The 24,330-nt window shown below is 70.2% G+C and carries 25 protein-coding genes and 2 tRNA genes; 14 read left to right on the top strand and 13 right to left on the bottom strand.

The features are described from left to right. Positions 1-4 precede the first annotated feature (4 nt). Positions 5-78: transfer RNA gene (locus SACCYDRAFT_RS08095), tRNA-Ile, on the bottom strand. Between the two features lie 186 nt (positions 79-264). Between SACCYDRAFT_RS08095 and SACCYDRAFT_RS08090 the strand changes: the two genes are divergently transcribed. The 7 genes from SACCYDRAFT_RS08090 to SACCYDRAFT_RS08060 all read left to right on the top strand — a co-directional run bounded on the left by SACCYDRAFT_RS08090 (position 265) and on the right by SACCYDRAFT_RS08060 (position 7,313). Beyond that, on the top strand, positions 265-861 hold the full coding sequence (locus SACCYDRAFT_RS08090) for a hypothetical protein (protein WP_005455247.1): 597 nt from the start codon (positions 265-267) through the stop codon (positions 859-861). 153 nt (positions 862-1,014) lie between these two features. Next, entirely contained in the window at positions 1,015-1,713 is a 699-nt protein-coding gene (locus SACCYDRAFT_RS08085) for a GntR family transcriptional regulator (protein ID WP_005455246.1), read from the top strand. Between the two features lie 41 nt (positions 1,714-1,754). Continuing rightward, the gene (locus SACCYDRAFT_RS08080; RefSeq protein ID WP_005455245.1) at positions 1,755-2,714 is read left to right on the top strand and encodes a tripartite tricarboxylate transporter substrate binding protein; all 960 of its coding nucleotides are present in this window, start codon (positions 1,755-1,757) and stop codon (positions 2,712-2,714) included. Continuing rightward, positions 2,714-3,259, top strand: a complete 546-nt coding sequence (locus SACCYDRAFT_RS08075) for a tripartite tricarboxylate transporter TctB family protein (protein ID WP_005455244.1) — start codon at positions 2,714-2,716, stop codon at positions 3,257-3,259. The genes SACCYDRAFT_RS08080 and SACCYDRAFT_RS08075 overlap by 1 nt, the downstream gene beginning before the upstream one ends. Beyond that, the gene (locus SACCYDRAFT_RS08070) at positions 3,256-4,770 is read left to right on the top strand and encodes a tripartite tricarboxylate transporter permease (RefSeq protein WP_005455243.1); all 1,515 of its coding nucleotides are present in this window, start codon (positions 3,256-3,258) and stop codon (positions 4,768-4,770) included. Before SACCYDRAFT_RS08075 ends, SACCYDRAFT_RS08070 begins: the two co-directional genes overlap by 4 nt. 30 nt (positions 4,771-4,800) lie before the next feature. Further along, the gene (locus tag SACCYDRAFT_RS08065) at positions 4,801-5,661 is read left to right on the top strand and encodes a dihydrodipicolinate synthase family protein (protein WP_005455242.1); all 861 of its coding nucleotides are present in this window, start codon (positions 4,801-4,803) and stop codon (positions 5,659-5,661) included. Positions 5,662-5,702: 41 nt separating this feature from the next. Continuing rightward, entirely contained in the window at positions 5,703-7,313 is a 1,611-nt protein-coding gene (locus SACCYDRAFT_RS08060) for a serine/threonine-protein kinase (RefSeq protein WP_043536284.1), read from the top strand. Positions 7,314-7,403: 90 nt separating this feature from the next. On the opposite strand, the gene SACCYDRAFT_RS08055 is transcribed toward SACCYDRAFT_RS08060, so the two are convergent. The 3 genes from SACCYDRAFT_RS08055 to SACCYDRAFT_RS08045 form a co-directional block, all read right to left on the bottom strand. Then, positions 7,404-7,829 (bottom strand): four-helix bundle copper-binding protein, encoded by a 426-nt coding sequence (locus SACCYDRAFT_RS08055; RefSeq protein ID WP_005455238.1) that lies wholly within the window; start codon positions 7,827-7,829, stop codon positions 7,404-7,406. 66 nt (positions 7,830-7,895) lie between these two features. Continuing rightward, on the bottom strand, positions 7,896-9,116 hold the full coding sequence (locus SACCYDRAFT_RS08050; protein ID WP_005455237.1) for an NRAMP family divalent metal transporter: 1,221 nt from the start codon (positions 9,114-9,116) through the stop codon (positions 7,896-7,898). A 74-nt stretch (positions 9,117-9,190) separates the two neighbouring features. Next, a complete protein-coding gene (locus SACCYDRAFT_RS08045; protein ID WP_005455236.1) occupies positions 9,191-10,279 on the bottom strand; it encodes a CapA family protein in 1,089 nt (362 codons plus the stop codon). A gap of 178 nt (positions 10,280-10,457) precedes the next feature. On the opposite strand from SACCYDRAFT_RS08045, the gene SACCYDRAFT_RS08040 reads away from it, so the two are divergent. Further along, a complete protein-coding gene (locus SACCYDRAFT_RS08040) occupies positions 10,458-11,081 on the top strand; it encodes a DUF2267 domain-containing protein (protein ID WP_005455235.1) in 624 nt (207 codons plus the stop codon). Between the two features lie 131 nt (positions 11,082-11,212). Continuing rightward, positions 11,213-12,136 carry a phosphatase PAP2 family protein gene (locus SACCYDRAFT_RS08035; RefSeq protein ID WP_005455234.1) on the top strand — a complete coding sequence of 308 codons (924 nt, stop codon included), beginning with the start codon at positions 11,213-11,215 and terminating at the stop codon, positions 12,134-12,136. Positions 12,137-12,151: 15 nt separating this feature from the next. Here SACCYDRAFT_RS08035 and SACCYDRAFT_RS08030 read toward each other — a convergent pair whose 3' ends face one another. Beyond that, positions 12,152-13,879, bottom strand: coding sequence for a BCCT family transporter (locus SACCYDRAFT_RS08030; RefSeq protein WP_005455233.1), 1,728 nt, complete (start codon positions 13,877-13,879; stop codon positions 12,152-12,154). A 234-nt stretch (positions 13,880-14,113) separates the two neighbouring features. Here SACCYDRAFT_RS08030 and SACCYDRAFT_RS08025 point away from each other — a divergent pair, with 234 nt between their 5' ends. After that, on the top strand, positions 14,114-14,470 hold the full coding sequence (locus SACCYDRAFT_RS08025; protein WP_052309081.1) for a VOC family protein: 357 nt from the start codon (positions 14,114-14,116) through the stop codon (positions 14,468-14,470). A 187-nt stretch (positions 14,471-14,657) separates the two neighbouring features. Here the strand turns inward: SACCYDRAFT_RS08025 and SACCYDRAFT_RS08020 are convergent, their stop codons facing one another. Next, positions 14,658-15,428, bottom strand: coding sequence for an SDR family oxidoreductase (locus tag SACCYDRAFT_RS08020; RefSeq protein ID WP_043536282.1), 771 nt, complete (start codon positions 15,426-15,428; stop codon positions 14,658-14,660). A 102-nt stretch (positions 15,429-15,530) separates the two neighbouring features. On the opposite strand from SACCYDRAFT_RS08020, the gene SACCYDRAFT_RS08015 reads away from it, so the two are divergent. After that, the gene (locus SACCYDRAFT_RS08015) at positions 15,531-16,376 is read left to right on the top strand and encodes a helix-turn-helix transcriptional regulator (RefSeq protein WP_005455230.1); all 846 of its coding nucleotides are present in this window, start codon (positions 15,531-15,533) and stop codon (positions 16,374-16,376) included. A 214-nt stretch (positions 16,377-16,590) separates the two neighbouring features. Here SACCYDRAFT_RS08015 and SACCYDRAFT_RS08010 read toward each other — a convergent pair. Continuing rightward, a tRNA-Asn gene (locus SACCYDRAFT_RS08010) sits at positions 16,591-16,666 on the bottom strand. Between the two features lie 154 nt (positions 16,667-16,820). Between SACCYDRAFT_RS08010 and SACCYDRAFT_RS08005 the strand changes: the two genes are divergently transcribed. Further along, complete coding sequence (locus SACCYDRAFT_RS08005; protein ID WP_005455227.1) at positions 16,821-17,072, top strand: hypothetical protein; 252 nt, start codon at positions 16,821-16,823, stop codon at positions 17,070-17,072. A gap of 10 nt (positions 17,073-17,082) precedes the next feature. Here the strand turns inward: SACCYDRAFT_RS08005 and SACCYDRAFT_RS08000 are convergent, their stop codons facing one another. Together SACCYDRAFT_RS08000 and SACCYDRAFT_RS07995 are read right to left on the bottom strand one after the other, a co-directional pair. Continuing rightward, positions 17,083-17,850, bottom strand: a complete 768-nt coding sequence (locus tag SACCYDRAFT_RS08000; RefSeq protein ID WP_005455223.1) for a trans-aconitate 2-methyltransferase — start codon at positions 17,848-17,850, stop codon at positions 17,083-17,085. Positions 17,851-17,885: 35 nt separating this feature from the next. After that, entirely contained in the window at positions 17,886-18,707 is an 822-nt protein-coding gene (locus SACCYDRAFT_RS07995) for a helix-turn-helix domain-containing protein (protein WP_005455222.1), read from the bottom strand. On the opposite strand from SACCYDRAFT_RS07995, the gene SACCYDRAFT_RS07990 reads away from it, so the two are divergent. Further along, positions 18,680-19,705 (top strand): NAD(P)-dependent oxidoreductase, encoded by a 1,026-nt coding sequence (locus SACCYDRAFT_RS07990; RefSeq protein WP_332306970.1) that lies wholly within the window; start codon positions 18,680-18,682, stop codon positions 19,703-19,705. The two genes, SACCYDRAFT_RS07995 and SACCYDRAFT_RS07990, sit on opposite strands and share 28 nt — an antisense overlap. On the opposite strand, the gene SACCYDRAFT_RS07985 is transcribed toward SACCYDRAFT_RS07990, so the two are convergent. From SACCYDRAFT_RS07985 to dnaG, 3 genes are all read right to left on the bottom strand, one after another. Then, positions 19,702-20,070 (bottom strand): hypothetical protein, encoded by a 369-nt coding sequence (locus SACCYDRAFT_RS07985; protein WP_232283796.1) that lies wholly within the window; start codon positions 20,068-20,070, stop codon positions 19,702-19,704. The genes SACCYDRAFT_RS07990 and SACCYDRAFT_RS07985 overlap by 4 nt on opposite strands. 215 nt (positions 20,071-20,285) lie before the next feature. After that, positions 20,286-20,810: a hypothetical protein gene (locus SACCYDRAFT_RS07980; RefSeq protein ID WP_005455213.1), complete on the bottom strand. Its 525-nt coding sequence runs from the start codon at positions 20,808-20,810 to the stop codon at positions 20,286-20,288. Between the two features lie 4 nt (positions 20,811-20,814). Further along, entirely contained in the window at positions 20,815-22,728 is a 1,914-nt protein-coding gene (gene dnaG / locus SACCYDRAFT_RS07975) for a DNA primase (protein ID WP_198284977.1), read from the bottom strand. A gap of 58 nt (positions 22,729-22,786) precedes the next feature. On the opposite strand from dnaG, the gene SACCYDRAFT_RS07970 reads away from it, so the two are divergent. Continuing rightward, positions 22,787-23,731 (top strand): sigma-70 family RNA polymerase sigma factor, encoded by a 945-nt coding sequence (locus tag SACCYDRAFT_RS07970; protein WP_005455209.1) that lies wholly within the window; start codon positions 22,787-22,789, stop codon positions 23,729-23,731. Here SACCYDRAFT_RS07970 and SACCYDRAFT_RS07965 read toward each other — a convergent pair. Continuing rightward, entirely contained in the window at positions 23,712-24,311 is a 600-nt protein-coding gene (locus SACCYDRAFT_RS07965) for a carboxymuconolactone decarboxylase family protein (protein WP_005455208.1), read from the bottom strand. The genes SACCYDRAFT_RS07970 and SACCYDRAFT_RS07965 overlap by 20 nt on opposite strands. Between the last annotated feature and the right edge of the window lie 19 nt (positions 24,312-24,330).

Raw genomic sequence — 24,330 nt, 5'->3', positions numbered from 1 at the left:
CGCGTGGGCCGGGTGGGACTCGAACCCACGGCCAAGGGATTATGAGTCCCCTGCTCTAACCGACTGAGCTACCGGCCCAGGCTGGTAGCTCCGTGCGGCCGCAGTCGCCGCGACGGGCCCAGCGTGTGGTCACTATATCGTGTCGGGTCGGTCTGCCATCGGGATCGTTGCCCGTGTCCCGTGAGGCGCCCGGACTCGATCACCGGCGCTCTCCGCGGGAGACGCGTCCGCCTCACTCGCGCACGGCGTTTGTACGCTCACGACATGAATCCGCGCCAGGAGCACCGAGTCGTCCTGCGTCCCGACACTGCGCGGGCCTGGGCAGGCGTTCTGTTGGCCGCGATTCCGCTGGGACTCGTGTTCGCCGTGACGATCGTGGCCGGGTCGGCGGCGGGCGCCGCCGGGGTGGCCGGGCTGTCGGTGCTGTGCTTCGGCGTCGTCGTCGGGATCATCCGCGCCCGCCACGTCGAGGTCACGCCGCACGAGGTGGTGGTGCGGGAGCCGTTCGCGGGTACTCGCCGGGTACCTCGGCGTCTCGTGGCACGACTGGTGCGCGTCGATCTGGTTCCGCTCCGGGGGCCCGCCGCCGACACGCTGTTCCTCCTCGACGCGCATGGCGCCGTGCTCGCCCGAGTGCCCGCGCAGGTCTACCCGCGCGCCGACATCGACCGGCTGGTGCACCTGCTCGGGGTACCGTGCGAGCGCCCGGGCGGGCCCGTCACTCCGCAGCAGCTCTCCGGCCGGTTGCCGGGGGCGGTCGGGGTGGCCGAACGCAGGCCCGTCGCGGCGTACCTCGCGCTCGCTGGTGCCGCGCTCCTGGTGATCGTGGTGGCCGCTGCCATCGGGGTCGCCGCCCTGTGATCGGGGTCGGTTCACCGACCGGCCTCCTGCTCGCGCACTGATCCACCTGGATCGATCACTGAAACCCGGGTCTTGCGCGACTCGCTACTCGCCACTTAGGTTTACGGTTAACCGTTGACCGAGTAATCGTTTTCCCGAAGGGACCACTCACTGGTGAGCACAGCGAGTGCCGAATGGCAGAGCTTCGTCGCGACGGCACGACCGGCGCCCGCGCTGGGTCGCCACGTGGTCGACTACCTCCGGCGAATGATCATCGTGGGCAAGCTGCGACCCGGAACACACCTGGTGGAGTCCCAACTCTCCAAGACCTTCGACGTCAGCCGCGGTCCCGTGCGCGACGCACTAAGGCAACTGGAGGTCGAAGGGTTGGTGGAGTCCCGGAGGCGCGGCGTGTTCGTCATCGGCCTCACGCCCGGCGACATCGACGAGCTCTACGACCTGCGCACCCTGCTGGAGTCCCACGCGGTCCGGTCGTGCCTGCGCGGCACGGCGCGCGACTTCGCCGAAGCGCGCGAGCACCTCGCCCGCATGGAGGCCGCGGCGGACGCGCAGGACCCCGCAACGTTCGCCGAGGGCGACCTCGACTTCCACTCGGCCTTCTACAAGCTGTCCGGCAACCGCCGGCTCGACAACGTCTGGCAGCAGTACCGGCCCACCTTCGCCGACATGCTGTCGGTCACCAACGCCGAAGACCGTGATCTCGGCCCCACCTACCGCGATCACGTTCACCTCCTCGACGTCATCGTCGACGGCGACCCCGCAGCGCTCGACCTGCTCACCGAACACATCGAGGGCTCTCGGCGCCGCATGCACACCGCCTACGCCAGGTTCCTGGAGCAGGCCACCAACTGAAGTTCCCCGCTCTGCCCCACCCCGCAACAAAGGAGTTGTTCATGATCTCCCGGACCGCAGTGGTCGTCGGCGGCCTCGCCGCCACCGCAGCTCTCACCCTGTCCGCCTGCACCGGCGGCGGTGCGGAGGGATCGGCGTCCTTCCCCGAGGACGACATCACGTTCATCGTCCAGGCCGCCGCGGGCGGTGGCTCGGACCTGAGTTCCCGCGCGCTCGCCGAGCAGATGGAGAAGGAACTCGGCGTGTCCATCATGGTCGAGAACCGGCCGGGCGCGTCCGGCTCCACGGCCATGCAGTACGTCGCCGAGCAGGACCCCGACGGCTACACCATCGGCTTCTCCCCCGTGGAGATCTCGATGCTGGGACACCAGAACTTCGACGTCGATCCCACAAACTACGACTTCCTCGGCCAGATCATGCTCGCCCCGGGCGTGCTGTCGGTGCCCGCGGACAGCCCCTACAAGACGCTGGACGACTTCGTGCAGGCGGCCAAGCAGAAGGAACTGTCGGTGGCCAACGCGGGCGCGGGCTCGATCTGGGAGGCCACCGCGTTCGGCCTTGCCCAGGAGGCCGGCGCGAAGCTGGCGTCGGTGCCGTTCGACGGCGGGGCGCCGGCGATCACCGCGGCCGTCGGCGGCCAGGTGGACGCCGCCGTCGCCGGTGCGGGCGAGACGATGAGCGCCTACAAGGAGGGACAGCTGCGGCCGCTGGCGGTGTTCCACAACGAGCGGCACCCCGACATGCCGGACGTCCCGACCGCCGCGGAGGCGGGTTACGACCTGGAGTTCGGTGGTTGGGGCGGCGTGTACGCGCCGGCCGGGCTGCCCGAGGACGTCCACACCACGCTGGAGAACGCGGTGAAGAAGGCCGCCGAGTCCGAGAGCTTCGTCGACACGATCTCCAAGCCCGGCAACCTTCCCGTGTACAAGAGCGCGGAGGAGTTCACGAAGTTCGTCAACTCCGAGCACGAGCGGTTCGGGCAGATCCTCGGAGCTCAGTGATGGGTCGGCCCGGACAACAGTCGGCCGGGGTGGACGTGACCGGGGAGCCGGACACGTCCACCCCGCCGACCGGTGACGTGGACAACGACATGGTGACCGCGCCGCGCTCCCGCCCACTGGAGATCGTCTGCGCGTCGCTGGCCGTGGCCGGGACCGGCGCGCTGGTCCTGCTGGCGCGGGCGATCGAGCTACGCAGGGAGACCGGCGGCATCGACCCGAGGTGGTGGCCGCAGGTACTCGGGTTGGTCGGGCTCGCCCTGGCCGTGCTGCTGCTTCTCGTGGCACTCGTGCGGCCACCGGCGCAGCGCGACGTCGAGCCCGCCACCCGGCCCGGGTGGATACGCCTGGGTGCCGCGGTGTCGCTGGCGGTGGTGTTCGTCGTCCTGTGGCCCGTCGCCGGGTTCCTCCCGACGGCCCCGGTCTTCCTCTGCGCCGCGACCTACCTGTTCGGCGGGCGCGGCTGGAAGTCGCTCGTCCTCTACCCGGTCGTCCTGTCCGGGCTGGTCTTCCTGCTGTTCCACACGTTGCTGAAGGTGCCGCTGTGAACACGATCGCCGACGGCCTCGGCGTCCTGCTCGATCCCACCGTCGGGGTCTGCCTGCTGCTCGGTCTCGCCATCGGCACGCTGGTCGGAGCCTTCCCGGGCATCACCGGGACGATGGCGGTCGCTCTGGCGTCGGGCTTCACGCTGACGCTCGAACCCGAGCAGGGCCTGGCCGTGCTGCTGACCATCTACGTGGGCGCCAACTTCGGCGACCGCATCCCGTCCATCCTGGTCAACACCCCGGGCACGCCCGCCTCGATCGCGACGACCCTCGACGGCTACCCGCTGGCCAAGCAGGGCAAGGCCGGGCTCGCACTCGTGACCTCGGCCCTCGTCACCACCGGCGGAATCCTCGTCTCGATGCTGGTGTTCCTCTTCGCCGCCCGGCCCATCGCACAGGTGGCGCTGGAGTTCGGACCCGCGGAGATGTTCTCCCTGGTCCTCTTCGGTCTCACCGTGATGGTGTCGGTGTCGTCGAAGTCCGTGCTGAAGGGTGTCCTCTCCGGTATCGCCGGGTTGGCCATCGCGACGGTGGGCCGGGACCCGATCACCGGGGACGAGCGGTTCACCTTCGGCCTGAACGACCTCAGTTCCGGACTGCCGTTCATCGCCGTCATCATCGGCCTGTTCGGCATCGCCGAGTTGTTCGACCAGTTGCTCACCCACCGGCGGGGGCAGACCAAGGCCGCGTCCACGTTCGGGCGTTGGCGTCCCAACCGGTCGGAGTACCGGCAGATGGCTCGCCCCTTCGCGGTCAGCAGCGTGCTCGGCACGGTGATCGGGGCGCTCCCGGCCGCGGGTGGCGACATCGCGGGTCTCATCGGCTGGGACCGCGCCAAGCGAATGTCGAAGCGCCCGGAGAAGTTCGGCAAGGGCTCCCTGGAGGGCCTGACCGCCGCGGACACCGCGTCCAGCGCCACGCTCGGTGGGTCGCTGACCACCACCATGGCACTCGGCATCCCCGGTGACTCCGTGATGGCCGTGATGATCGGCTCCATGGTCATCTGGGGCCTGCAGCCCGGGCCGTCGCTGTTCACCGACAGCCCCGACCTCGTGATCACCATCGGGGCCATCATGATCGTGGCGACGCTGCTGTCACTGCTGATCAGCCTGGTCCGCACCAAGGGGATGGTGCGCCTGCTCGACCTGCCCCCGCACTACCTGTGGACCGGCGTGCTCCTGTTCTGCCTCGTCGGCACCTACGCGACCACGAACGACATCTACACGGTGTGGGTCATGCTCGTCGCGGGCGTGCTCGGAGTGATCATGAAGCGCACCGGGTTCCCGGCGGGTCCGATGGTGCTCGGGCTGCTGCTCGGGCCGCTCGCGGAGGCGAACCTGCGCCGCGCCCTCATCATCGACGGGCCGTCGGTGCTCGTGACCAAACCGATCTCGGCAGTGTTGCTCGCACTGGCGGTGCTGGGCCTGCTCACTCCGATTCTCGCCCGCGCCCGCGCGTCCCGGCGCGAACGGCGGGCCGCAGCCGAGGCCGAGTCCGCCGCCTCCCACTGACCGTTGTCCGACGAAAGGAATCCCGTCCCGATGCCTGCGCAGATCGTCAGCGCCGTTCCGGTGCCGTTCACCCGCGACGGCTCGATCGACCTCGCCGAGTACGAGAAGACACTCACCTCGATCGAGGAACACGTCACCGGCGTGCTGATCGCCGGCACCACCGGGGAGTTCCCCGCGCTGGAGGACGACGAGCGGGTGGAGCTCTTCCGGGTTGCGGCCGGGTTGCTGGGCGCCGACCGCGTCATCGGCCACGTCGGCCACGCCAGCAGTCGCCAGGTGCTACGGCTCGCCGACGCGGCGGCGAACACTGGCATCACCCGGTTCGCCCTGCTGTCGCCGTACTATCTGCCGTCCGACGACGACGGTGTGATCGGGTTCTTCCGCTCGCTGACGGAGGCCCATCCGGAGGCAGACGTCTACGCCTACGTCTTCCCCGAACGCACGGGGATGGAGATCTCCGTGGAGCTGCTCCGTGAGGTGTTGCGGCTGCCGGGCATGGTCGGGGTGAAGTTGTCCGGTGGGGCGGCGGACCGGCTCCCCGAATACGCCACGGCGCTCGGCGACGGCCAGGAGCTGTACTCGGGCGACGACGGCCGTCTGCCGTGGGTCGTCGAGCACGGGGGCACCGGTGTGGTGTCGGGGGTGTCGTCGGCTTTTCCGGAGACGTTCGCCGCGCTCGCGCGGGCCCTCGACGACGGCGACACGGACCGGGTGGACGAACTCCAGCGGACCGTGACGCGGCTGGTGGGGTTGACGGGCCCCACGATCACCCGGCTCAAGGCCGCGCTCACGGTACGGACGGGTGGCGAGTGGGCGTGCCGCATGTCCCTGCCTGGCGTGCCGGCCGAGCTTCGGAAGGACATCGACGAGGTCGTCGCCCGCTTCCGGTGAGGCCGCGCTGGCCGGAAAGGCCCGCCGCCTACCCTTCTCGCGTGACCAATTCGGGTGAAGGGACGGTGCTGGCGGGCCGCTACCGGCTGCAGCGTGAGATCGGCAGCGGCGCGATGGGCACCGTGTGGCAGGCCGTGGACGAGCGGTTGGGAAGGCAGGTCGCCGTCAAGGAGCTGCTCCTGCAACCCGGCCTGGACGCCACGGCGGCGGCGCAGGCCCGGGAGCGCGCGCAACGTGAGGGCCGCATCGCCGCGCGCCTGCACCATCCGAACGCGGTCACCGTCCACGACGTCGTCGAGCACGACGGGCTTCCCGTGCTGGTGATGGAGTACTTCCCCGCGCGCAGCCTCGCGGACGTGCTGGCCACGGACGGCCCCCTGTCACCTCGCGCAGCCGCCGCCATCGGGGCCCAGGTGGCCGCCGCGCTCGCCGCCGCGCACGACGCGGGCATCGTGCACCGCGACGTCAAACCGGCCAACGTGCTCCTCGGCGGGGACGGCACGGCGAAGCTGGTCGACTTCGGCATCGCCCATGCCGGGGGCGACGTGACGGTCACCCAGACCGGGGTCGTCGCGGGCACCCCCGCGTATCTGGCTCCCGAGGTGGCGCGCGGGCGGCCGTCCTCTCCGGCGTCGGACGTGTTCTCGCTGGGCTCGCTGCTGTTCGCGGCGGTCGAGGGCATCCCACCGTTCGGCGAGAGCGAGGAGAACACCCTCGGGGTGCTCTACCAGGTGGCCGCGGGCGAGGTGGCGCCCGCACGCCGCGCGGGCCCGCTGACTCCGGTGCTCGAAGGAGTCCTCGTCCCCGATCCCGCGGCGCGGCCCTCGGCAGCCGTGGTGCGCGACCAGCTGAAGGCGGTCGCCGAAGGCCGGACCCCGGTGCTCGCGCCCGCGCCGGAGGAGTTGACGCAGCCACTCCGGGCCGTCGCCGTGAACACCCCTCGCGGTGGGACGCGGCTCGATCTGCACCCGTTCGACACCCCGTCGAGCCCGAATCCCGCCGGCGCGCCGGCTCCCCCACCACCACCGCCACCACGGCGTTCCCGCCGCACGGGGCTGTTCGCCGTCGGCGGTGGCCTGGCGGTGGTCGCCGCGGGCATCACGATCGCCATCGCGTCGGGCGGCGGGGAAACCACCACAGCGGAGCCGACACCCGGTCCCTCGACCACCGCGTCGAGCCTCCGACCGCTGTCCGCCGCCGAACTGCTCGACGTGGTCGGCGACTACTACGGACACCTGCCCGGCGACCCGCAGGCCGCGTACGCGCTGCACGGTCCGACGCTGCGCGCGCAGGGCGAGTCGGAGTTCGCCGGGAAGTGGGCGGAGGTCCGCTCGGTCACGGTGGTCTCACCACCGCGTGTGAACGGCACCGACACCGTGCACGTCGGCATCCGACTCGTGCTGCGTTCGGGGGCCACGGTCACCGAGTACCACCAGCACGGAATCGGGCGCCACGACGGTGCGGTCGTGATCACCTCCGACACCGTCCTGCACTCGGAGACGGCCGCCCCACCGCCCCAGGACGACCGCCGTGGCGAGGACGATCGGAAGGAAGAGAAGAAGGAACGCGAGAAGGAGCGGGAGGAGGAGAAGAAACAGCGGGAGAAGGAGCGGGAGGAAGAGAAGAAGCGGCGCGAGAAGGACGACGACTGACCGAGGCGTCCCCGCGGCACCGGCCTGCGCGGGCCGCGGGTGGGCCGCGACCGCGCCACGCGCCCGTCGGCCCACCCGCGGAACAGGCTCTCAGACTCCCGCGCCCCGGCCGAGTCCGCTGATCAGTTCCTGGCACGCCTGCTCACAGCGGCGGCACGCCTCCGCGCACACGCGGCAGTGCTCGTGGTGGTGGGCGTGGGCGCCACACTCGTCGGCGCACGACCGGCACACCGTCGCACAGGCCTCCAGCACCGCCCGCGTGAGGTTGGCGTCATAGCCGGTGTGCCGCGAGAGGACGCGCGCTGTCGTGTCACACACGTCGGAGCAGTCCAAGTTGGTCCGGATGCACTTGCGCAGCGACGGCAACACATCATCCGGTTCGGACAGACATGCGTCGGCACAGGCCGCGCACGCCTGAGCGCAGGCGACACACTCCTCGATGCACCGCACGAGTGCGTCGCGGTCGACACCTCCGAGGTCTGCCGGGTAACTGCGGACCATTTCGGCGACAGGCATGTTCGCTCCTTGGCTCGACGTCCGTTCCTCGTCACGGGAATGGCCGTCGGAACGCGACACCAAACCTCAGTTCCAGAGGTCGCCGATCCCGCTGAGCGAGTTCCACCCCAGGTACACGGTGAGCAGCCACGCGGCCACCCCGATCACGAGCAGCCAGCGCGGGTAGCGGTAGCCGCCGAGCAGGTCGCGGCGCCGGACCGCCACCCACATCAGCACACCGAAGCCCACGGGCAGGATGAGGCCGTTCAGCGCTCCCGCCAGCACCAGCAACGTCGTGGGGGCTTGGTCGAGCAGCAGGAAAGCGGTGAGCGACACCGCGATGAAGGCGATCACGAGCCAGTTGCGGCGCCGCTGGAGCACTGGCGAGAACGACACGAGGAACGACACGGACGTGTACGACGCGCCGATGACCGACGTCACCGAGGCGCCCCACAGGATGATGCCGAACAGGCGCAGCCCCACCTCCCCGGCGGCCTGGTGGAAGGCGTCGGCGGAGGGGTTGTCCGCGGCGAGCGTGGCACCTCCGGCGACGACGCCGAGCACGGCGAGGAACAGCACCGCGCGCATCACCCCGGTCACCAGCAACGCGGTGACCGAACTGCGGCTGACGTGCGCCACCTGCTCGGGCCCGCGCACACCCGCGTCCACGAGCCGGTGCGCGCCGGCGTAGGTGATGTAGCCGCCGACGGTGCCGCCGATCAGTGTGGTGACGACGAGGAAGTCGACCGTGTCGGGCACCACGGCCTGCCGTAGTGCCTCACCGACGGGAGGCCCGGACACGACGGCGACGTAGGCGGTGAGAGCGATCATCACGAGGCCGAGCACCACGACGAGCCGGTCCATCGCCACACCCGCCCGCTTGCTGAGGAAGATGCCGACGGCGACGAGCGCGGAGATCGTGCCCCCGAGCTTGACGTCGAGCCCGAACAACGCGTCGAGCCCGAGGGACGTGCCCGAGATGTTGCCGATGTTGAACACCAGCCCGCCGAACACCACGAGGGCGGCCATGAGGTAGCCGACACCGGGGAGCACCCGGTTGCCGAGGTCCTGAGCACGCAGGCCCGAGACCCCGACGACTCGCCAGACGTTCAGCTGCACGGCGATGTCGACGAGGATCGACAGCAGGATGGCGAAGGCGAACGCCGCGCCGAGCTGCGCGGTGAACGTGGTGGTCTGGGTGATGAAGCCCGGGCCGATGGCGCTGGTGGCCATCAGGAAGACGGCGCCGAGCAACGTGCCTCTCGAGACCGTCGAGGTGGGCTTCGCCGAGTCGAGCCGGTCGGTCATCGCAACTCCGATCCTCGTGGTTCGGCACAAGGTACAGAGTTGTTCAACAATCCCGCAAGACTCTCGTCCAACGTTCAACGCCACGCCAGAGACAGGACTCCGTCCACGCTGTCGACGCGGGTACCGAAGGGTGTGCTGCATCGGGTGAGCACCGACCGCAACCACTCCTCGTCACGCGAACCCGCGCGTTGCAGGCGCAACCGGCGGGACTGCACCGGCACCATGCGCAGGGCGAGCAGCGCCCCGGTCTCCGGATCGAGGGACGGGAAGTAGAGCAGCCGCAGATCGCCGCGATAACGCTCGAAACCGCTGATGCCCTCGTAGTCGTTGACGAGATCACCGCAGCCGTAGAGGACGAGCCTGCCCCGGTACACCTCGATGGGTCGAGGGTGGTGCGAGGAGTGCCCGTGCACGACGTCCGCCCCGGCGTCGATCAGGCGGTGAGCGAATCCCATCTGCCCGGAGGCGACGCCGTAGCCCCAGTTCGACCCCCAGTGCAACGACACCAGCACGAGGTGTCCGGCCCGCTTCGCGGCGGCGACCTGTTCGACCAGCTCGGGCGCGTCCGAATCCAGCAGGCGCACACCCGGCGTCGCCGGACCCGCCGCCCACTCGGCGGGCACCCCGCTGGAGCTCGCCGCCGCCGCGAACACGGCGAGACGGGTCTGGCCTGTCCCGACGACGGCGGGACTCGCCGCCTCGGCGACGTCGTGTCCCGCGCCGGCCACCCGCACGCCCGCGCGGGACAACACCGCGAGGGTCTCCAGCAGGCCGGCCCGCCCGAAGTCGAGCACGTGGTTGTTGGCCAGCACACACACGTCGGGTCTCGCGGCGAGCACCGCGGGCAGGTTCTCCGGCCTCATCCGGTAGTGCACGGGCTTTCCCGGCGCGAACGCCCGCGCCCGCGTCACGCTCGTCTCCAGGTTCAGGATCCGCGCCGAGGGCGCCGCCGCCTCGATCGCCCGCAACGCACTGCCCCACGGCCACGAGAACGGCACCGGGCGTGGCAGCGGGCCGTTGCGCTCCTCGACGGCGTGCACGTAGTACCGCGCATCCCGCACGAACGATTCGCGCAGCCGGTGGTCGCCGGGATGGGGAAGGATCTGGTCGATTCCCCGTCCCGTCATCACGTCACCGGCAAGGAAGAGCGTGATCGCCGCCATCGTCGGAAAGTCCCATCCGGCTGGGCCTCCGACGTCCATCATGAGCACGGGGCACAGGCGGGCGAAAGTCGCGCGCACCGACGATGAGCCATTGGACTCTGTGCCGTTCCGGCGAGCTTTTCGACACTGACAGGCGAGTGGACGCCACCGCCCGACGCCCCTCACGCGGGAGGACCACATGACGCACAACAGCGACCCACTCGCCCGAGCTCAGAACACCGCCCACGAATGGCTCGCCGCCATCGGCGAAGCGCTGGGCACCCACGACCGTCGATACACCTACCGGGTGTTGCGGGCGTGGCTGCACACGTTGCGCGACCGCCTCACCGTGGAGGGAGCCGCCCACTTCGGAGCCCAGCTACCCGAACTGTTGCGCGGCACCTTCTACGACGGCTGGGTGCCGAGCAAGGTCCCCATCCGCTACGGCTGCGACGACTGCATCGACCGTATCGCGGCCGAGGCCGGCATCCGGCGCACCGACGTACGCTCGGCCATTCGCGATGTCTCTGAAGGGATGCGGGAGTTGCTCTCCCCCGGTTCGCTGGCCCACGCACTGGAACACCTGCCGCGCGATCTGCGCGAGATGTTCACCCCCACCGCACGGGAACTGGTACCGAGCACCGCCTCCAAGGAGGACGAGGAACTTCGGGAACTGCGCCGCAAGGTCGAGTTCCTCGTCGGTGCGGTGATGGATCTGAGCCGGGAGGTGTCCGACCGAGGACTGTCGCACCGCGCCGACCGCGACCCGGAGGCGCTGGCCACCGCCGACGACATGGTGTTGCCCCAGCAGGGCTTCTCCTGAGGTGGTCCGGCTCCGGAAAACCGGCTGATCGGCCGAGGCATCCGGTCGATCAGCCGAGGTGGGCGGCTCCTGAGTCACCTTAACGTCGTCAATACACTGAGTCGACGTTCGATTACTCAGGAGTTGCCAGCATGCCCTTCCCGGTCCCCGAGGCCGTCCCCGTCACACGTTCCACCCCTCCCGCCGCCCCCGACGGACAAGCCGGGCAGGAGGAGGTGCTGGAAGTCGACGGCGTTCCCGATCTGTCAGCCGAGTGGTACCGGGCGGTGCTCGACGCCGCGAACGCCGCGCCGGGCTGGCTGGGGGACTTCGCGGTGTTCTTCACCGAGGCCGGGGTGGTGGTGCTCGGTCTGCTGCTGGTGTTCGGGTGGTGGCAGGCGCGGCGCGGCTCGGCCGGTGCCATGGCGGCGGCGGTGTTCGCCCCGGTGGCCACACTGTTCGCCTACGGGATCAGCGAACTCGCCAAGCTGGTGATCGAGCAGGACCGTCCGTGCCGGGCGGTGCCGGGAGCACGGCCGCTGACGGAGTGTCCCGAACTGGGCGACTGGTCGTTTCCGAGCAACCACTCGACCATCGCCGGGGGCGCGGCGATGGCGGTGTTCCTGTGCCGGCGCGGGGCGGTCGGAGTGGCCGCGCTGTGCCTGGGCGCGCTCGTGGCGTTCTCCCGCGTCGTGGTCGGTGTGCACTACCCGCACGACGTGCTGGTGGGGTTCACTCTCGGCGTCGCGGTGGTCGCGGCGGTGATGACCCTGGCCGCCCGGTGGACCACTCGGCTTGTCGAGACATACCGGCCGCACCAACTCTTCGGCCTGCTCCTGGGCCCCGGCGCGACACAGGTCGCGCTCCCGCGGACCGCGGACCCCGTGGTGGACACGGACCCGGTGGAGGACACGGACGACGACACCCGCGTACTCGTCGCCACGCGGGCATCCGTCGACGAAGCACCGACCCGCCCGATCCCCCGCACTCCCCACTGGCCCTCGGGGAACGATCAGCGGCGCCGGCTTCACGGGCCGCGGCCACCGCGCGCACCGCGGCCACCCCGACGCCGCTGATCGCGGAGAAGAACCTCAACTCGGTTCGGACTCCGACTGCCGTCCGGACTCCTCCGACTGCCGGGCCGTGCGTTGCCGCTCCAGCATCAGCCTGGCCCGGCGCGGCAGTAGTTCCTCCTCGGGAACGTCCTTCCGCATGGCCTTCACCAGGCAGTACATCATCACGAACGCGATGAGGAAGAACGGCAGCCCGAGCACCGTGATGACCTGTTCGAGCGCCTGCAACGCCTCCTGCCCGGTGGCGGCGATGAGCGTCGCCGCCACGACACCCGACAGCACCGCCCAGAACACGCGCTGGCGGACCGGCGTGTTCACGGTGTTGCCCGACGTCAGCATGTCGACCACGAGTGACGCCGAGTCGGCCGACGTCGTGAAGAAGATGACGACGATCAGCACCGAGAGCGCCATCAGAAACTCGCTGGCCGGGAAGTGCTCCAGGAAGGCGAACAACGCGGCGGCGGTGTCGCCCTCCTGCACCACCGGACCGACCAGCGAGCCGGGGTCGCTCCACTCGATGTTGATCGAGGACATCCCGAAGACGCTGAACCAGATGATCGAGAACGCGACCGGCGCACCGAGCACACCGAGCACGAACTCGCGGACGGTGCGGCCCTTGGAGATACGAGCGACGAAGATACCGACGAACGGCGCCCACGTGATCGTCCACGCCCAGTAGAACACCGTCCAACTGCCCTGCCAGCCCCACTCACCCGCGGGCAGCGCGTCGTTCCAGAAGGACAGCGGCACGATCATGCTCAGGTAGTTGCCGGTGCTCTCGATGACGCCGCGAAGCAGGAACACGGTGGAACCGGCGAACAGAATGAACAGCAGCAGCGCGACGGCCATCCCGATGTTGATATTGGACAGCCATTTCACGCCCTTGTCGAGACCGGTCACCACCGAGATGGTGGCGATGGTGGTCACCACCGCGATGATGAGGATCTGCACCGTGCCGCTGATCTCGATGCCGAAGAGCCCGTTCAGCCCACTGTTGATCTGCAACGTGCCGAGCCCGATGGACACGGCGACCCCGAACAGGGTGCCGACCACGGCGATGACGTCGATGACCTTGCCGATCGGTCCGTTGATCCGGTCGCCGAGGATCGGATGGAAGATCGAGCTCACCCGGAACGGCAGTCCACGCTTGTACGCGAAGTAGGCGAACGCCAGCGCGGGCAACGAGAAGATCGCCCATGTGTGGAAACCGAAGTGGTACAGCGCGAATCCGACGGCCTCGTTCGCGGCTCCCTCGCTCAACGGAGCCGTCGCTCCACCGTCGACCGGCAGCTCCCTGAGACGCTCCGCGAACTGCTCGGAAGTGCCCGCACTCTCCGCCAGTTCTCCCACCTGGTCGTGGGCTCCGCCGAAAGGCGGGTTGGCGAAGTGGTTGATGGGCTCGGCAACACCCCAGAACATCAGGATCGTCCCGATGCCCGCCGCGAAGAGCATCCCGAACCAGCTCAGATTGCTGTACTCCGGCCTGGAATCCTTGCCGCCCAACCGAACGTGTCCGTAACGGCTGAACGCGATCCACAACAGAAAGCCGAGGAAGGACGTCACACCCAGGATGTAGAGCCAGCCCAGATTGGTCTTCACCGCGTCGGACGCAGCCCGGAAAATACCGTCGACCTCGTCCGTGAACGCGATGGAGGCCACGACGAAGACCAAGGCCAGCAATGCCGAGCTGAAGAAGATGACGGGATTCGTCCTCAACCCCAGCGCCCGTTCTAGCTTCTTCAGAATGATGATCTCCCTCCGTGCAGGCCCGGCAAGTTATCGGCGATCACTTCCCATGTCAAACAAATGTGAGGGCGACGAACCCGGGTTTCGGGCGAAGAGATATCCCTGAGCCGCTGGTGGGAAACCTGTGGCGAGTCGGCGTGGACCCGTGATGTCGGTGTGGTCACACAACGGTGGAGCGAGCGGGATTCACCGCAATGCCCCACATCGGAACAGGCCGCACGCTACTGTCGCCGTATGGCATCGATGACTCGCCTGTACAGCGGCGTGCCGGTGACCGACCGCGCTGCCGCACGCGACTGGTACGCGGCGTTCTTCGGGCGCCCGGCGGACGAGGTCGTCGGTGGTGAGGAACTCTGGCGGATCAGTGACACCGCGTGGGTCTTCGTCGACGAGATTCCCGACCGGGCGGGCCATGCGCTGCTCACTCTGGAGGTGGAAGGTCTCGACGGCATCCTGGCTCGGCTGGCCGCACACGACATCGGGCACGAACCGGTGGAGACCTACGCCAACGGGGTACGTCACGTCACCGTCGTGGACCCGGACGGGAACAGCCTCTCCCTCGCGGAGGCTCCCGCAGAACCGGCGGGGTGAACCCGGGGCCACAGAAGAACGATCCCGGGGCGTGGGCGTGTGTGACTCCGGTCCGGACCGGCCGACTCGGCATGCCGTTGTGGAAGCGGTCGAGCCGACCGGTCCGTTCGTGGACGGTCACGATGATCTCCGGGTGCGCGTGGCCCAGGATGGCGCTCGGCTGCGTCTCCTTGCCCGAGGGGCGTGGTCAGCGTTGCGCGGCCGGGCGAACGATGATCTCGTTGACGTCGACGTCGCTCGGCTGGGAGATGGCGAAGCTGACTGCGCGGGCGACGGCGTCGGCCGGGATGGCGGCCTTGCGGTAGTCGACCATGGCGTCGGCCGCGTGGGCGTCGGTGATGTGGTCGGCCAGTTCGGACTCGGTCACGCCCGGGGAGATGGTCGTGACGCGGATGGTGGGGTCGGATTCCGTCCGCAGTCCTTCGGTGAGCGCCCATGCCGCGTACTTGGTCGCCGAGTAGACCGCCGAGGTCGGGACGACCTCGTGCGCACCGATCGAGGCCATGGTGACGACGTGTCCCGCCCCCTGCGCCCGGAAGTGCGGCAGCACCGCCGCGATCCCGTTGTACAGCCCACGGACGTTGACATCGACCATGCGGTCCCACTCCTCGACGAGCAGCGCGTCGAGGCGTGACAGCAGCATGACGCCGGCGTTGCCGACCAGGACGTCGAGTCTCCCTCTCGTGGCGACGACGTCGTCGACGAGAGCCTGGAACGCCGCCCTGTTCACCACGTCCAGGGCACGGGCCTCCGCGCTGTGCCCGGCCTTCCTGATCTCCTCGACGATGACGTCGAGGCGGTCCGTACGCCTCGCCGCCAATACGACGTGGTGCCCATCGCCTGCCAGGCGGCGCGCCGTCGCCTCACCGATCCCGCTGGAGGCGCCCGTCACCAGGATCACTCGGGGCTCGTCTCCGACGGTGTTGCCGGTGTTGTTGGTGGTGTCGTTGGTGGTCATGGCCTCCACTGTCATCGGCGCCGCTCGGCCGAGGAAGGCAACCGTGTGCCTGGGAGCAGCACACCCAGGCAGCGGGGCCGAGCCTCGCCCTAACCTGGCTGTATGCCTGAGAACCTCCTGGGCGACTACCTGCGGGCCCGGCGCGCGCGGATCAGTCCCCATGCCGCCGGCATTCCGGCCCACGGAGTCCGCCGCGTGCCGGGCCTTCGCCGTGAGGAGGTGGCGACGATGGCGGGCGTGAGTGTCGACTACTACGTGCGACTGGAGCAGGGACGCGAGCGCAACCCCTCGGCTCAGGTCCTCGCGGCTCTCGGTGACGTGCTGCAGCTCGACGACGACGCGCGCCTCCACCTCTTCCGCATCGCCGGGCTGACGCCGGGCACCCCGCACAGCATCGCCCCCGAGCGGGTCGATCCCGAGTTGCTGCGGCTGATGGACATGTGGCCGGACAACCCAGCGATCGTCCTGGGCCGGGCGTACGACGTGCTGGCCGCGAACCGGCTGGCGCACGCACTGTTCGACGGGTTCGGCCACGGCCCGAACCTGCTGGCGCAGATCTTCCTCGCCCCGGACGCGCGGGCCTTCTATCCCGACTGGGACCGGGTCGCGGCATACGCGGTGGCCGGGTTCCGGGTGCTGCACGGCCGCTCACCGCGCGACCCCCGCATCACCGAGGTGCTGGACTCGCTCACGGCGCGGAGCGAGGAGTTCGCCGCCCTGTGGCAGCGCCACGACGCTCGCGGCAAACGCTTGGAACGCAAGCGGTTCCGTCACCCGGAGGTCGGGGAACTCACGCTGCACATGAACGCTTTCGAGGTGAAGTCCGTTCCCGGACAGGAACTGATCGTCTATCACGCCGAGCCCGGTTCGGTCAGCGCCGAGGCACTCACCCTGCTCGGCACCCTCGCGGCGACCCACAGCCGGGACAGGGAGCCGGCTGACCCGTGACGTCGGGAGCGGTTCGGGGCGCCCGAATACCGCCGACACTGACGACGCTGACGACACTGACGGTGGGGAGGACGAGCCGGGCGGGCGTGGTCTCGGTGCCCGGGCCTGCCCGCCATGGAGGATCGTCGAGAACCGAGGGAACCGTTTCGTTCTCGGGGAACCGCGGGAGTGGGATCCGAACACAAAACAACCCCAGGTCGACGACCTGGGGTTTTGGCTCCCCCGGCTGGACTCGAACCAGCAACCCTTCGGTTAACAGCCGAATGCTCTGCCAATTGAGCTACGGAGGACCGCTTCGCCTGGCCGGATCACTCCGGCCTGACGCTGACTACTTTAGCGCACCCGGGAACAGCCGCTCACACCACCCCCTCGTTGACTGCGCGGCACAGCGGCGGGCCCTGCGGGACAATGAGGGGACCTGATCCGCCGACGAGGAGGTCCGCGATGAAGATGTTCCTGGTGGGCGCCGCAGCGGGTTACGTCCTCGGAGCCCGTGCGGGACGCGCCCGCTACGAGCAGATCGTGCGCAACTACCGCAAGCTGGCCGACCACCCCGCCGTGCAGGGCGCCGCCGGGGTCGTGCGCGCGAAGCTGGGTGAGAAGGTCGGCGATCGGCTGCCGTTCACCCATCGCAAGCACGGGGTGATGCACGGCCACGACGGCTACGCCGCCTCGGAGTCGCGCAGCGGCGGCTGAGGCCGCGCCCTCAGGCGGGGGTGCGCGCCACCACGAAGATCCGCCGGAACGGGAACCACGTCGTACCGTCGCGCCGTGGCGGGTACGCCTCGTCCAGCAAAGGCGCCAGGTCCCGGCGGAACCCCTGCCACTCCTCGTGGTCGAGCGCGGCGGCGATCGGTCGCAGGGCCGTGCCGGTGACCCATTCCAGCACGGCGTTCTCACCCGTCAACCGCTGCACGTAGGTGGTCTCCCACGCGTCCACCTCGCAGCCCAGGTCGGCGAGCAGTTCCGCGTAGTCCAGCGGCTCGTACACGGCGTCGACGCCACGCAGCCGCACGTCCCGCAGCCGGTGGGCCCACGGCTCGCTCGCCGCGAGTTCGCGCACGATGCGATGCGACGGCGCCTCCATATTGCCTGGCACCTGCACCGCCAACCACGCCCCGCCCGGAAGCTCACCCACCCAGCGGCGCAGCAACTCCTCGTGGCCCGGCACCCACTGCAGCACCGCGTTGCTGACGACCACGTCGGTGTCGGGTTCGGGCCGCCAGTCGCTCACGTCGCACAGGCGCGCGGCCACGCCCCGCTCCCGGGCCGCGGCCACCATCTCCGGTGAGTTGTCGAACGCCTCCAGCCTCGCCTCCGGCCAGCGGCGCGCGAGCTCGGCGGTGAGCGTGCCCGGCCCGCAGCCGACGTCCACGACCCGGCGTGGCCGCTCGGCGCCGACGCGGGCGACGAGTTCGCGGAACGGCCGCGCCCTGAGCTCCCCGTAGTCCAGGTACGCCTGCGGATCCCACACGTGCCGACCTCCTCCACGACTGCGGTACGACCGTACTATCCGGCCGCCCGGACGGCTTCGGCCCACGCCGCGGGGGTGAGACCGTAGGCGCGCTTGAACATCCGCGTCAGGTGACTCTGGTCGGCGAAACCCGCCAGCGCCGCCACGTCGCCGAGCCGACCTCCGGCGCGTATCAGTTCCCGCGCCCGGTCGACCCTGCGCATGGTGCGGAACCGCGTGGGACTGGTGCCGAACGCGGCACGGAACTGCCGGGCCAGTGTCCAGCGGTCGAGCCCTGACACGCCTTCCAGGTCCGCGGCGGAGTGCGCGCTCTGCGGATCGTCGAGCAGCAGGGCACGCACGCGCAGCAGCGCGGGCAGGTCGAGCGGTGCGCGGCGCCGGAAACTCCGGTCGGCGTGACGGACGAGGAGATCCGCGACCGCGGTGGTGAGTTCGGCCGCCCTGAGATCGTCGAGGGTCTCGTCCATGTCGGCCAGGTATTCGGCGAGCGGGTGCCCGCCGTCCCGGATCACCGGGTCGGCCACGAACGGCAGCGGCTGCCCGCCGAGTGCCTCCTGGACCAGCACGGGATCGAGGTGGACGATGCGGTAACCGAATCCGTCGGCGGTTCCGGGCACGCCGTCGTGCACCTCGTCGGGATGCAGGACGTGCCACTCACCGGCGAGGCAGTACCGCAACCGCCCCCGGTACCGGAACGTCTGCGTCCCGCTCAGAGTCACCCCGACGGCGTACGTGTCGTGCCGGTGCGGGGAGAAACCCTCGCCCACCAGGACGGCTTCGAGTCGCTCGATGCCGCACGCACCACCGCCGTACCGCAGCCGGTGGCCGGGTGACCGGGTCCGCGCCGCCCACGTCACGGGTCGGCACAGACGTTCAAGACTTCCGCCGTCCGCTCGGTCTACGTTCGGCCGCACACGCCGAGACTAGCCCGAGGACGGGAGACACGATGGAGCCGAGCGGAGTACGGATGGGTTTCGCCGGGCTGGGTGTCATGGGCCTGCCGATGGCGCTCAACCTCGCCCGGGCGGGCACACCGCTGCTGGTGTGGAACCGGACCGCCTCCCGCTGTGATCCGGTGGTCGCGGCCGGGGCGCGGCGCGCGGACGACGCCGGGGAACTGTTCGCGCGCTCGGACGTGGTGGTGCTGATGCTCGCCGACGAGGTCGCCGTCGACGCGGTACTGGCGCGCGGCACCACGTCGTTCGCCGCTCGGGTCCGGGGCCGCACCGTGGTGCACATGGGCACCGTGTCGGCCGAGTACTCGCAAGGACTCGGTGAGGAGATCGCGGCGGCGGGCGGCGCCTACGTCGAGGCTCCCGTGTCGGGTTCGCGTGGCCCCGCGGAGTCGGGCGACCTCGTGGCCCTGCTCGCCGGTTGCGACACGGACGTGGCGCGGGTGCGGCCGCTGCTGTCGCCGATGTGCTCGGCGACGGTCGACTGTGGTCCCGTGCCCGGCGCGCTGCGCATGAAGTTCGCGGTCAACCTCTTCATGATCACGATGGTGACCGGGCTCGCCGAGGCGTTCCACTTCGCCGAGGGGCACGGCCTCGATACGGGGACGCTCGAACGCGTTCTCGACGCGGGACCGATGGCGTCGGTGGTGTCGCGGGCCAAGGCGGCCAAGCTCGTCTCCGGCGATTCGTCGGTGCAGGCGGCAGCGGCCGACGTACTGAAGAACACCCGGCTCATCACCGAGTCGGCCTGCTCGGCGAAGGTCGCCTCGCCCCTGCTGGACGTCTGCCACGCCCTGTACGAGCAGACCGTGGAACTCGGGCACGGCGGCGTGGACATGACCGCCGTGATCAGAGCCCTCGAAGCTCGCACGGAGAGCCGCGACACCACGCACGCGGGCTAGCCTCGCGTACGGGAACGGACGCTCGACAGCGCCCACGCCACCACACCCGTCACCGCGCCCACGGCGAGGCCGGTGACCAGGCTGCTCACGCACGCGAACCCGCGCACCACGACCTGCTCCCACACCGGTGACAACGTCCCGGCGAAGTTGCCACCCAACGTGGGAGCGTCACCGTCGAACGCGTGTGACCACAACAGCTGGTGCGTCACCGCCAGTAGCACGCCGTAGGCGAGGCCGATCACCGAGAGGGTCGCCAAGGGCGAGGGCACCCGGCGGGCGAGCACCACGACCAACCACACCAGCGGTGGTGCGAACACGAGCACCGTGTTCAGCTCCGGCCCGACGAGGTCCAGGTCGTGTGCCACCACCCGAGGGACGCCCAACGCCGCCAGGCCCCAGACGGCCGACGGCGACAGCCCGAGCCGCCGGGTATGTACGGAGTTCCGGTCGACAGTCCTGTTCTCACTCACGATCGCAACGCTAGGAGCGGACACGGTCGCTGTCGTCGGCCTCAGCGCGCCTTCTGCCCTCGCCTGTCGACGTAATCCGCCCGCCCCGCACTACGTCACAGGGCGAGGTGCTACTCGCCGCGCCCGCCCACGAGTTTCGCCGCCGCCTCCTCGGCGATGCCGCGTACGACGTCGGGTTCGGTGCCGGGATCGGGCCGCACCTGGAGCACCACGCCGTCGGTTCCCGGAAGCTTGCGCACCACGAACCACGCGCCGCCACCCGGCAACTCCTTGCGGTAACGCGAGCGGATGGAGCTCTCGACGCGTTGCCGCACGAGGTACGGGATCCGCCCCGGTTTCGGCAGGACGTGGCGCACGGGCGGCAGGTCGCGCAGCACCACAGCCTCGCCCGCGCGGTCGACCACCTCCACCTCGGTGACCGTCAACGCGTCGCCGCCCCACACGGCCTTGCTGATCAGGTCCCACCCGACACGGCGGGCGCCGTCGCCGTCGGGAACCCACAGGCCGAGCGCGGAGACGGCGACGTGGCCGCCGTTTCCGGTGACCGCGGCGGCGAGCACGTGTTCGTCCGCGGCGAGCCGCTCCCGCACCTCGTCCGGTACGGCGGGACCGAAGATCCTGCGCCACACACTCACGCGATCAATCCCATCGGTTCGCCGCCTGTTCCCGCAACGCAATACGGTACTGCTCCAGTGCCACGAGGTCACCGAAGAGCGCGCGGTACTCCTCTGCCGCGTCCACCGGAGACAGTCGCTGCAACCGCGACTTGAGTTCTCCGATCTGCCTGCCGACGAGGCTCTCCTGCACGGCGGCGAGCACGCTCGACACGTAGCGGACGTCGGCGTCGCTCTGGGACCTCAGTGGTTCCACCGCCAACTCCGAGAGCAGCGACGCGACCGTGCGGTCGTCCGCGTGCGCGGCGGCCGCCTCGATCAGCGCGGGACCGGTGAGACCGCTGCTCGTGCCGCCCGCCTTCACGATCGCGCGATGCACCCCCACGTAGGCGGGGTGCACGAACGCGTCCTCCGGCAGCGCGTCGTACTCGGGCCCGGCGAGCGCGGGCTCCTGCAGGGCGGCCTTCAACGCCTCCCGCTGTGCCTCCAGGTCCGGGTTCCGCGGGTCGGGGCGCTCCAGTTGCGCCGGACGTCGCCCCCCGTCGGCGCCGTTCGCACCGCCGCCGCTGCGCACTGGTGCGCGCCGGGCACCGTTCGCCTTCACGGGCGCGCCGGCGGTCTCGCGCACGCGCCGCACCACCATGGCCTCGTCCTGCCAGCCGACCCACCACGCGAGTTTGGTGGCGTAGCCGTCGCGTTTGGCGCGGTCCTTGATCTGCGCCACCAGCGGCACGGTGCGTTGCAGGGCCGCCACCTGGCCGTCCACCGAGTCGAGGTCGTACTCGGAGAGCAGGCTGCGGATCGCGAACTCGAACAGCGGGGTGCGGCGGGCCACGAGGTCGCGCACGGCGGCGTCGCCCTTGGCCAGCCGCAGCTCGCACGGGTCCATCCCGTCGGGCGCCACGGCGATGTAGGTCTGACCGGCGAACGTCTGATCACCCTCGAACGCCTTGAGGGCGGCCTTCTGCCCCGCCGAGTCACCGTCGAAGGTGAAGATCACCTCACCGCGGAAGGTGTCGTCGTCCATCATGATCTGCCGGAGCACCCGCATGTGCTCCTCGCCGAACGCCGTGCCCGACGACGCCACCGCCGTCGGCACCCCGGCCTCGTGCATGGCCATCACGTCGGTGTACCCCTCGACGACCACCACCTGGTGCCGCCGCGCGATCTCGCGCTTGGCCTGGTCGAGCCCGAACAGCACCTGCGACTTCTTGTAGATCGGGCTCTCGCTCGTGTTGAGGTACTTGGCCTGGATCGGGTCGTCGTCGAACAACCGCCGCGCGCCGAACCCGACGACGTCTCCGCCGCGGTCCTTGATCGGCCACACGAGCCTGCGGTGGAACCGGTCGATGGGACCGCGCCTGCCCTCCTTCGACAACTGTGCCTTGTAGAGCTCGTTCAGCTCGAAGCCGCTGCGGATCAGGTGTTTCGTCAGCCGGTCCCAGCCGCCGGGCGCGAACCCGCAGCCGAACTTCGTCCACGCCGCCTGGTCGAAGCCCCGCTCGGAGAGGAACTTCCTGGCCGCCTCCGCCTCCGGGGTGGCGAGCTGCTCGGCGTAGAACGCCTGGGCGGCCTTGTGTGCCTCCACCAGGCGCAGCCGCGTCCCTCGGTCGCGGCGGACGGAGGTCCCGCCGCCCTCGTAGGTGAGTCGCAGTCCGATGCGGTCGGCGAGCCGTTCGACGGCCTCGACGAACCCGAGGTGTTCGATCCGCATGACGAACTTGATGACGTCGCCGCCCTCACCGCAGCCGAAGCAGTGGAAGGTGCCGTGCGTGGGACGCACGTTGAACGACGGCGTCTTCTCCTCGTGGAAGGGGCACAGGCCCTTCAGCGCACCGCCGCCGGCCCTGCGCAGGGCCACGTACTCGCCGACGACCTCGTCGATCCGATTGCGGTCACGCACCTGTGCGATGTCGCTCTCCCGGATCCGTCCCGCCACCGCCCCACTGTAGAACACCGGCTGTGACCGGGATTCTCCCCTGGCCCATACTCGGGCGATGGAGACCGAACGCCCCGACAGCTCCGGCGACTCCGACAGCTCTCATGCGTTCTCCTCCCTCCGCGCCCACCTGCTCGCGGTGGGCTACCGGCTCACCGGGTCGCTGGCCGACGCCGAGGACGCCGTGCAGGAGACGTGGCTGCGCTGGGCGGGTCTCCCGGACGCCCGCCGCGAGGCGGTCCGCGACCTGCGCGCCTGGTGCACGACGGTGGTCGGGCGCGTGTGCCTGGACCGCCTGCGCTCCGCGGCGGCACGTCGCGAACGCTACGTCGGCCAGTGGCTGCCGGAACCGATCGTGACGCCGCTGGGCACGGCGCGCCCGGACGACCCGCTCGACGTCGTGGTGCGTGACGACGCCGTGCGCATGGCGGCCATGGTGGTGCTGGACACGCTCACCCCGCAGCAGCGGGTGGCGTTCGTACTGCACGACGCCTTCGACGTGCCGTTCGACGAGATCGCCGACATCCTGGACTGCTCCGTCGCCGCGGCACGGCAGCACGCGTCGCGGGGCCGCAGGGCCGTGGCCGACGCCGAGCCACCGCCGAGGGAGAGCCTGGAACACCAGCGGCTGGTGGTCGAGCGGTTCCTGGCCGCGGTGAGTTCCGGCGACGTGCGGGCGGTCGCCGAAGTCCTGCACCCCGACGCCCGCTTCGTCGGCGACTCCGACGGCAAGGCGCGGACGGCACTCCGCGTCCTCGTCGGCGTCGACAAGATCGCCCGCTTCGCCGTCGGTCTGGTCGCCACCTACCGGCCGGGGGCGCTCATGGCCGCCCGGCCGGTACTGGTCAACGGCGATCTCGGCTTCCACCTCGCGGCCGAACCCGGCGAAGGCCGCTACCGCGACCTCCACGAGCGCGTGCACACGATGGCCGTGCGTGACGGCCGGATCGTCGCAATCTACGACATCGCCAACCCCGACAAGCTCACGCGGATACCTCGGTGACGGTCTGCCGGTCCGAGGGCACGGGCACCCGGCACGCGTCGCCCGAGGTGAACCCCTGGTCGGTGATACCCAGCGCGCTGTTCATCCGGCCTCGGGAGTTCTCCAGGGCCACGAGGTAGGTCAGCTCGACCAGCCCGTCACGACCGAACTCGCCCTCCAGCTCCGTCACCTGCTCGTCGGTGACGCCCACCGGCGTGTCGGTCATCGCGTCGGCGTAGGCCAGCGCGAGCCGCTCCTGCCGGGTGAACAGCGGTGAGTCGGCGTAGTCGTCGATGTGCTTCAACCGGTCGATGTCGAGTCCCGCGTGCTTCTGCAGCATCGTTCCGAAGTCGATGCACCACGAGCAGTTCAGGCGCACCGCCGTGCGGTACACGGCCAGCTCGGCGACGTTGCGGGGCAGCACGCGGGCGGCCCGCTCGACGAGCAGCTCGTGCACCCCGGATGCCAGGAGCAGCCGGGGGTGGTGCGCGACGACGGTGATCGGCTCGGGCACAGCGCCGTAGCGGCGTCGCGTGAACCGGTACACCAGTCGCAGGAGCCGGGAAGCCCTGGCCGTGGGCACACCGGGGATGCGGGGCATGGTCTGTCTCCTCCTCGTC

This window comes from Saccharomonospora cyanea NA-134, from assembly GCF_000244975.1.
Lineage (GTDB): Bacteria > Actinomycetota > Actinomycetes > Mycobacteriales > Pseudonocardiaceae > Saccharomonospora > Saccharomonospora cyanea.
Note: the sequence above shows the minus strand (reverse complement) of the source record. Positions and strands in the feature narration are given on the sequence as shown.

Coding starts and splice junctions, on each gene's coding strand:
- SACCYDRAFT_RS08065 (WP_005455242.1), top strand. CDS start 4,801: ATGCCTGCGCAGATCGTCAGCGCCGTTCCGGTGCCGTTCACCCGCGAC.
- SACCYDRAFT_RS08040 (WP_005455235.1), top strand. CDS start 10,458: ATGACGCACAACAGCGACCCACTCGCCCGAGCTCAGAACACCGCCCAC.
- SACCYDRAFT_RS08080 (WP_005455245.1), top strand. CDS start 1,755: ATGATCTCCCGGACCGCAGTGGTCGTCGGCGGCCTCGCCGCCACCGCA.
- SACCYDRAFT_RS08045 (WP_005455236.1), bottom strand. CDS start 10,279: ATGGCGGCGATCACGCTCTTCCTTGCCGGTGACGTGATGACGGGACGG.
- SACCYDRAFT_RS08035 (WP_005455234.1), top strand. CDS start 11,213: ATGCCCTTCCCGGTCCCCGAGGCCGTCCCCGTCACACGTTCCACCCCT.
- SACCYDRAFT_RS08050 (WP_005455237.1), bottom strand. CDS start 9,116: ATGACCGACCGGCTCGACTCGGCGAAGCCCACCTCGACGGTCTCGAGA.
- SACCYDRAFT_RS08020 (WP_043536282.1), bottom strand. CDS start 15,428: ATGACCACCAACGACACCACCAACAACACCGGCAACACCGTCGGAGAC.
- SACCYDRAFT_RS08090 (WP_005455247.1), top strand. CDS start 265: ATGAATCCGCGCCAGGAGCACCGAGTCGTCCTGCGTCCCGACACTGCG.
- SACCYDRAFT_RS08025 (WP_052309081.1), top strand. CDS start 14,114: ATGGCATCGATGACTCGCCTGTACAGCGGCGTGCCGGTGACCGACCGC.
- SACCYDRAFT_RS08015 (WP_005455230.1), top strand. CDS start 15,531: ATGCCTGAGAACCTCCTGGGCGACTACCTGCGGGCCCGGCGCGCGCGG.
- SACCYDRAFT_RS07970 (WP_005455209.1), top strand. CDS start 22,787: ATGGAGACCGAACGCCCCGACAGCTCCGGCGACTCCGACAGCTCTCAT.
- SACCYDRAFT_RS08055 (WP_005455238.1), bottom strand. CDS start 7,829: ATGCCTGTCGCCGAAATGGTCCGCAGTTACCCGGCAGACCTCGGAGGT.
- SACCYDRAFT_RS07965 (WP_005455208.1), bottom strand. CDS start 24,311: ATGCCCCGCATCCCCGGTGTGCCCACGGCCAGGGCTTCCCGGCTCCTG.
- SACCYDRAFT_RS08005 (WP_005455227.1), top strand. CDS start 16,821: ATGAAGATGTTCCTGGTGGGCGCCGCAGCGGGTTACGTCCTCGGAGCC.
- SACCYDRAFT_RS08075 (WP_005455244.1), top strand. CDS start 2,714: ATGGGTCGGCCCGGACAACAGTCGGCCGGGGTGGACGTGACCGGGGAG.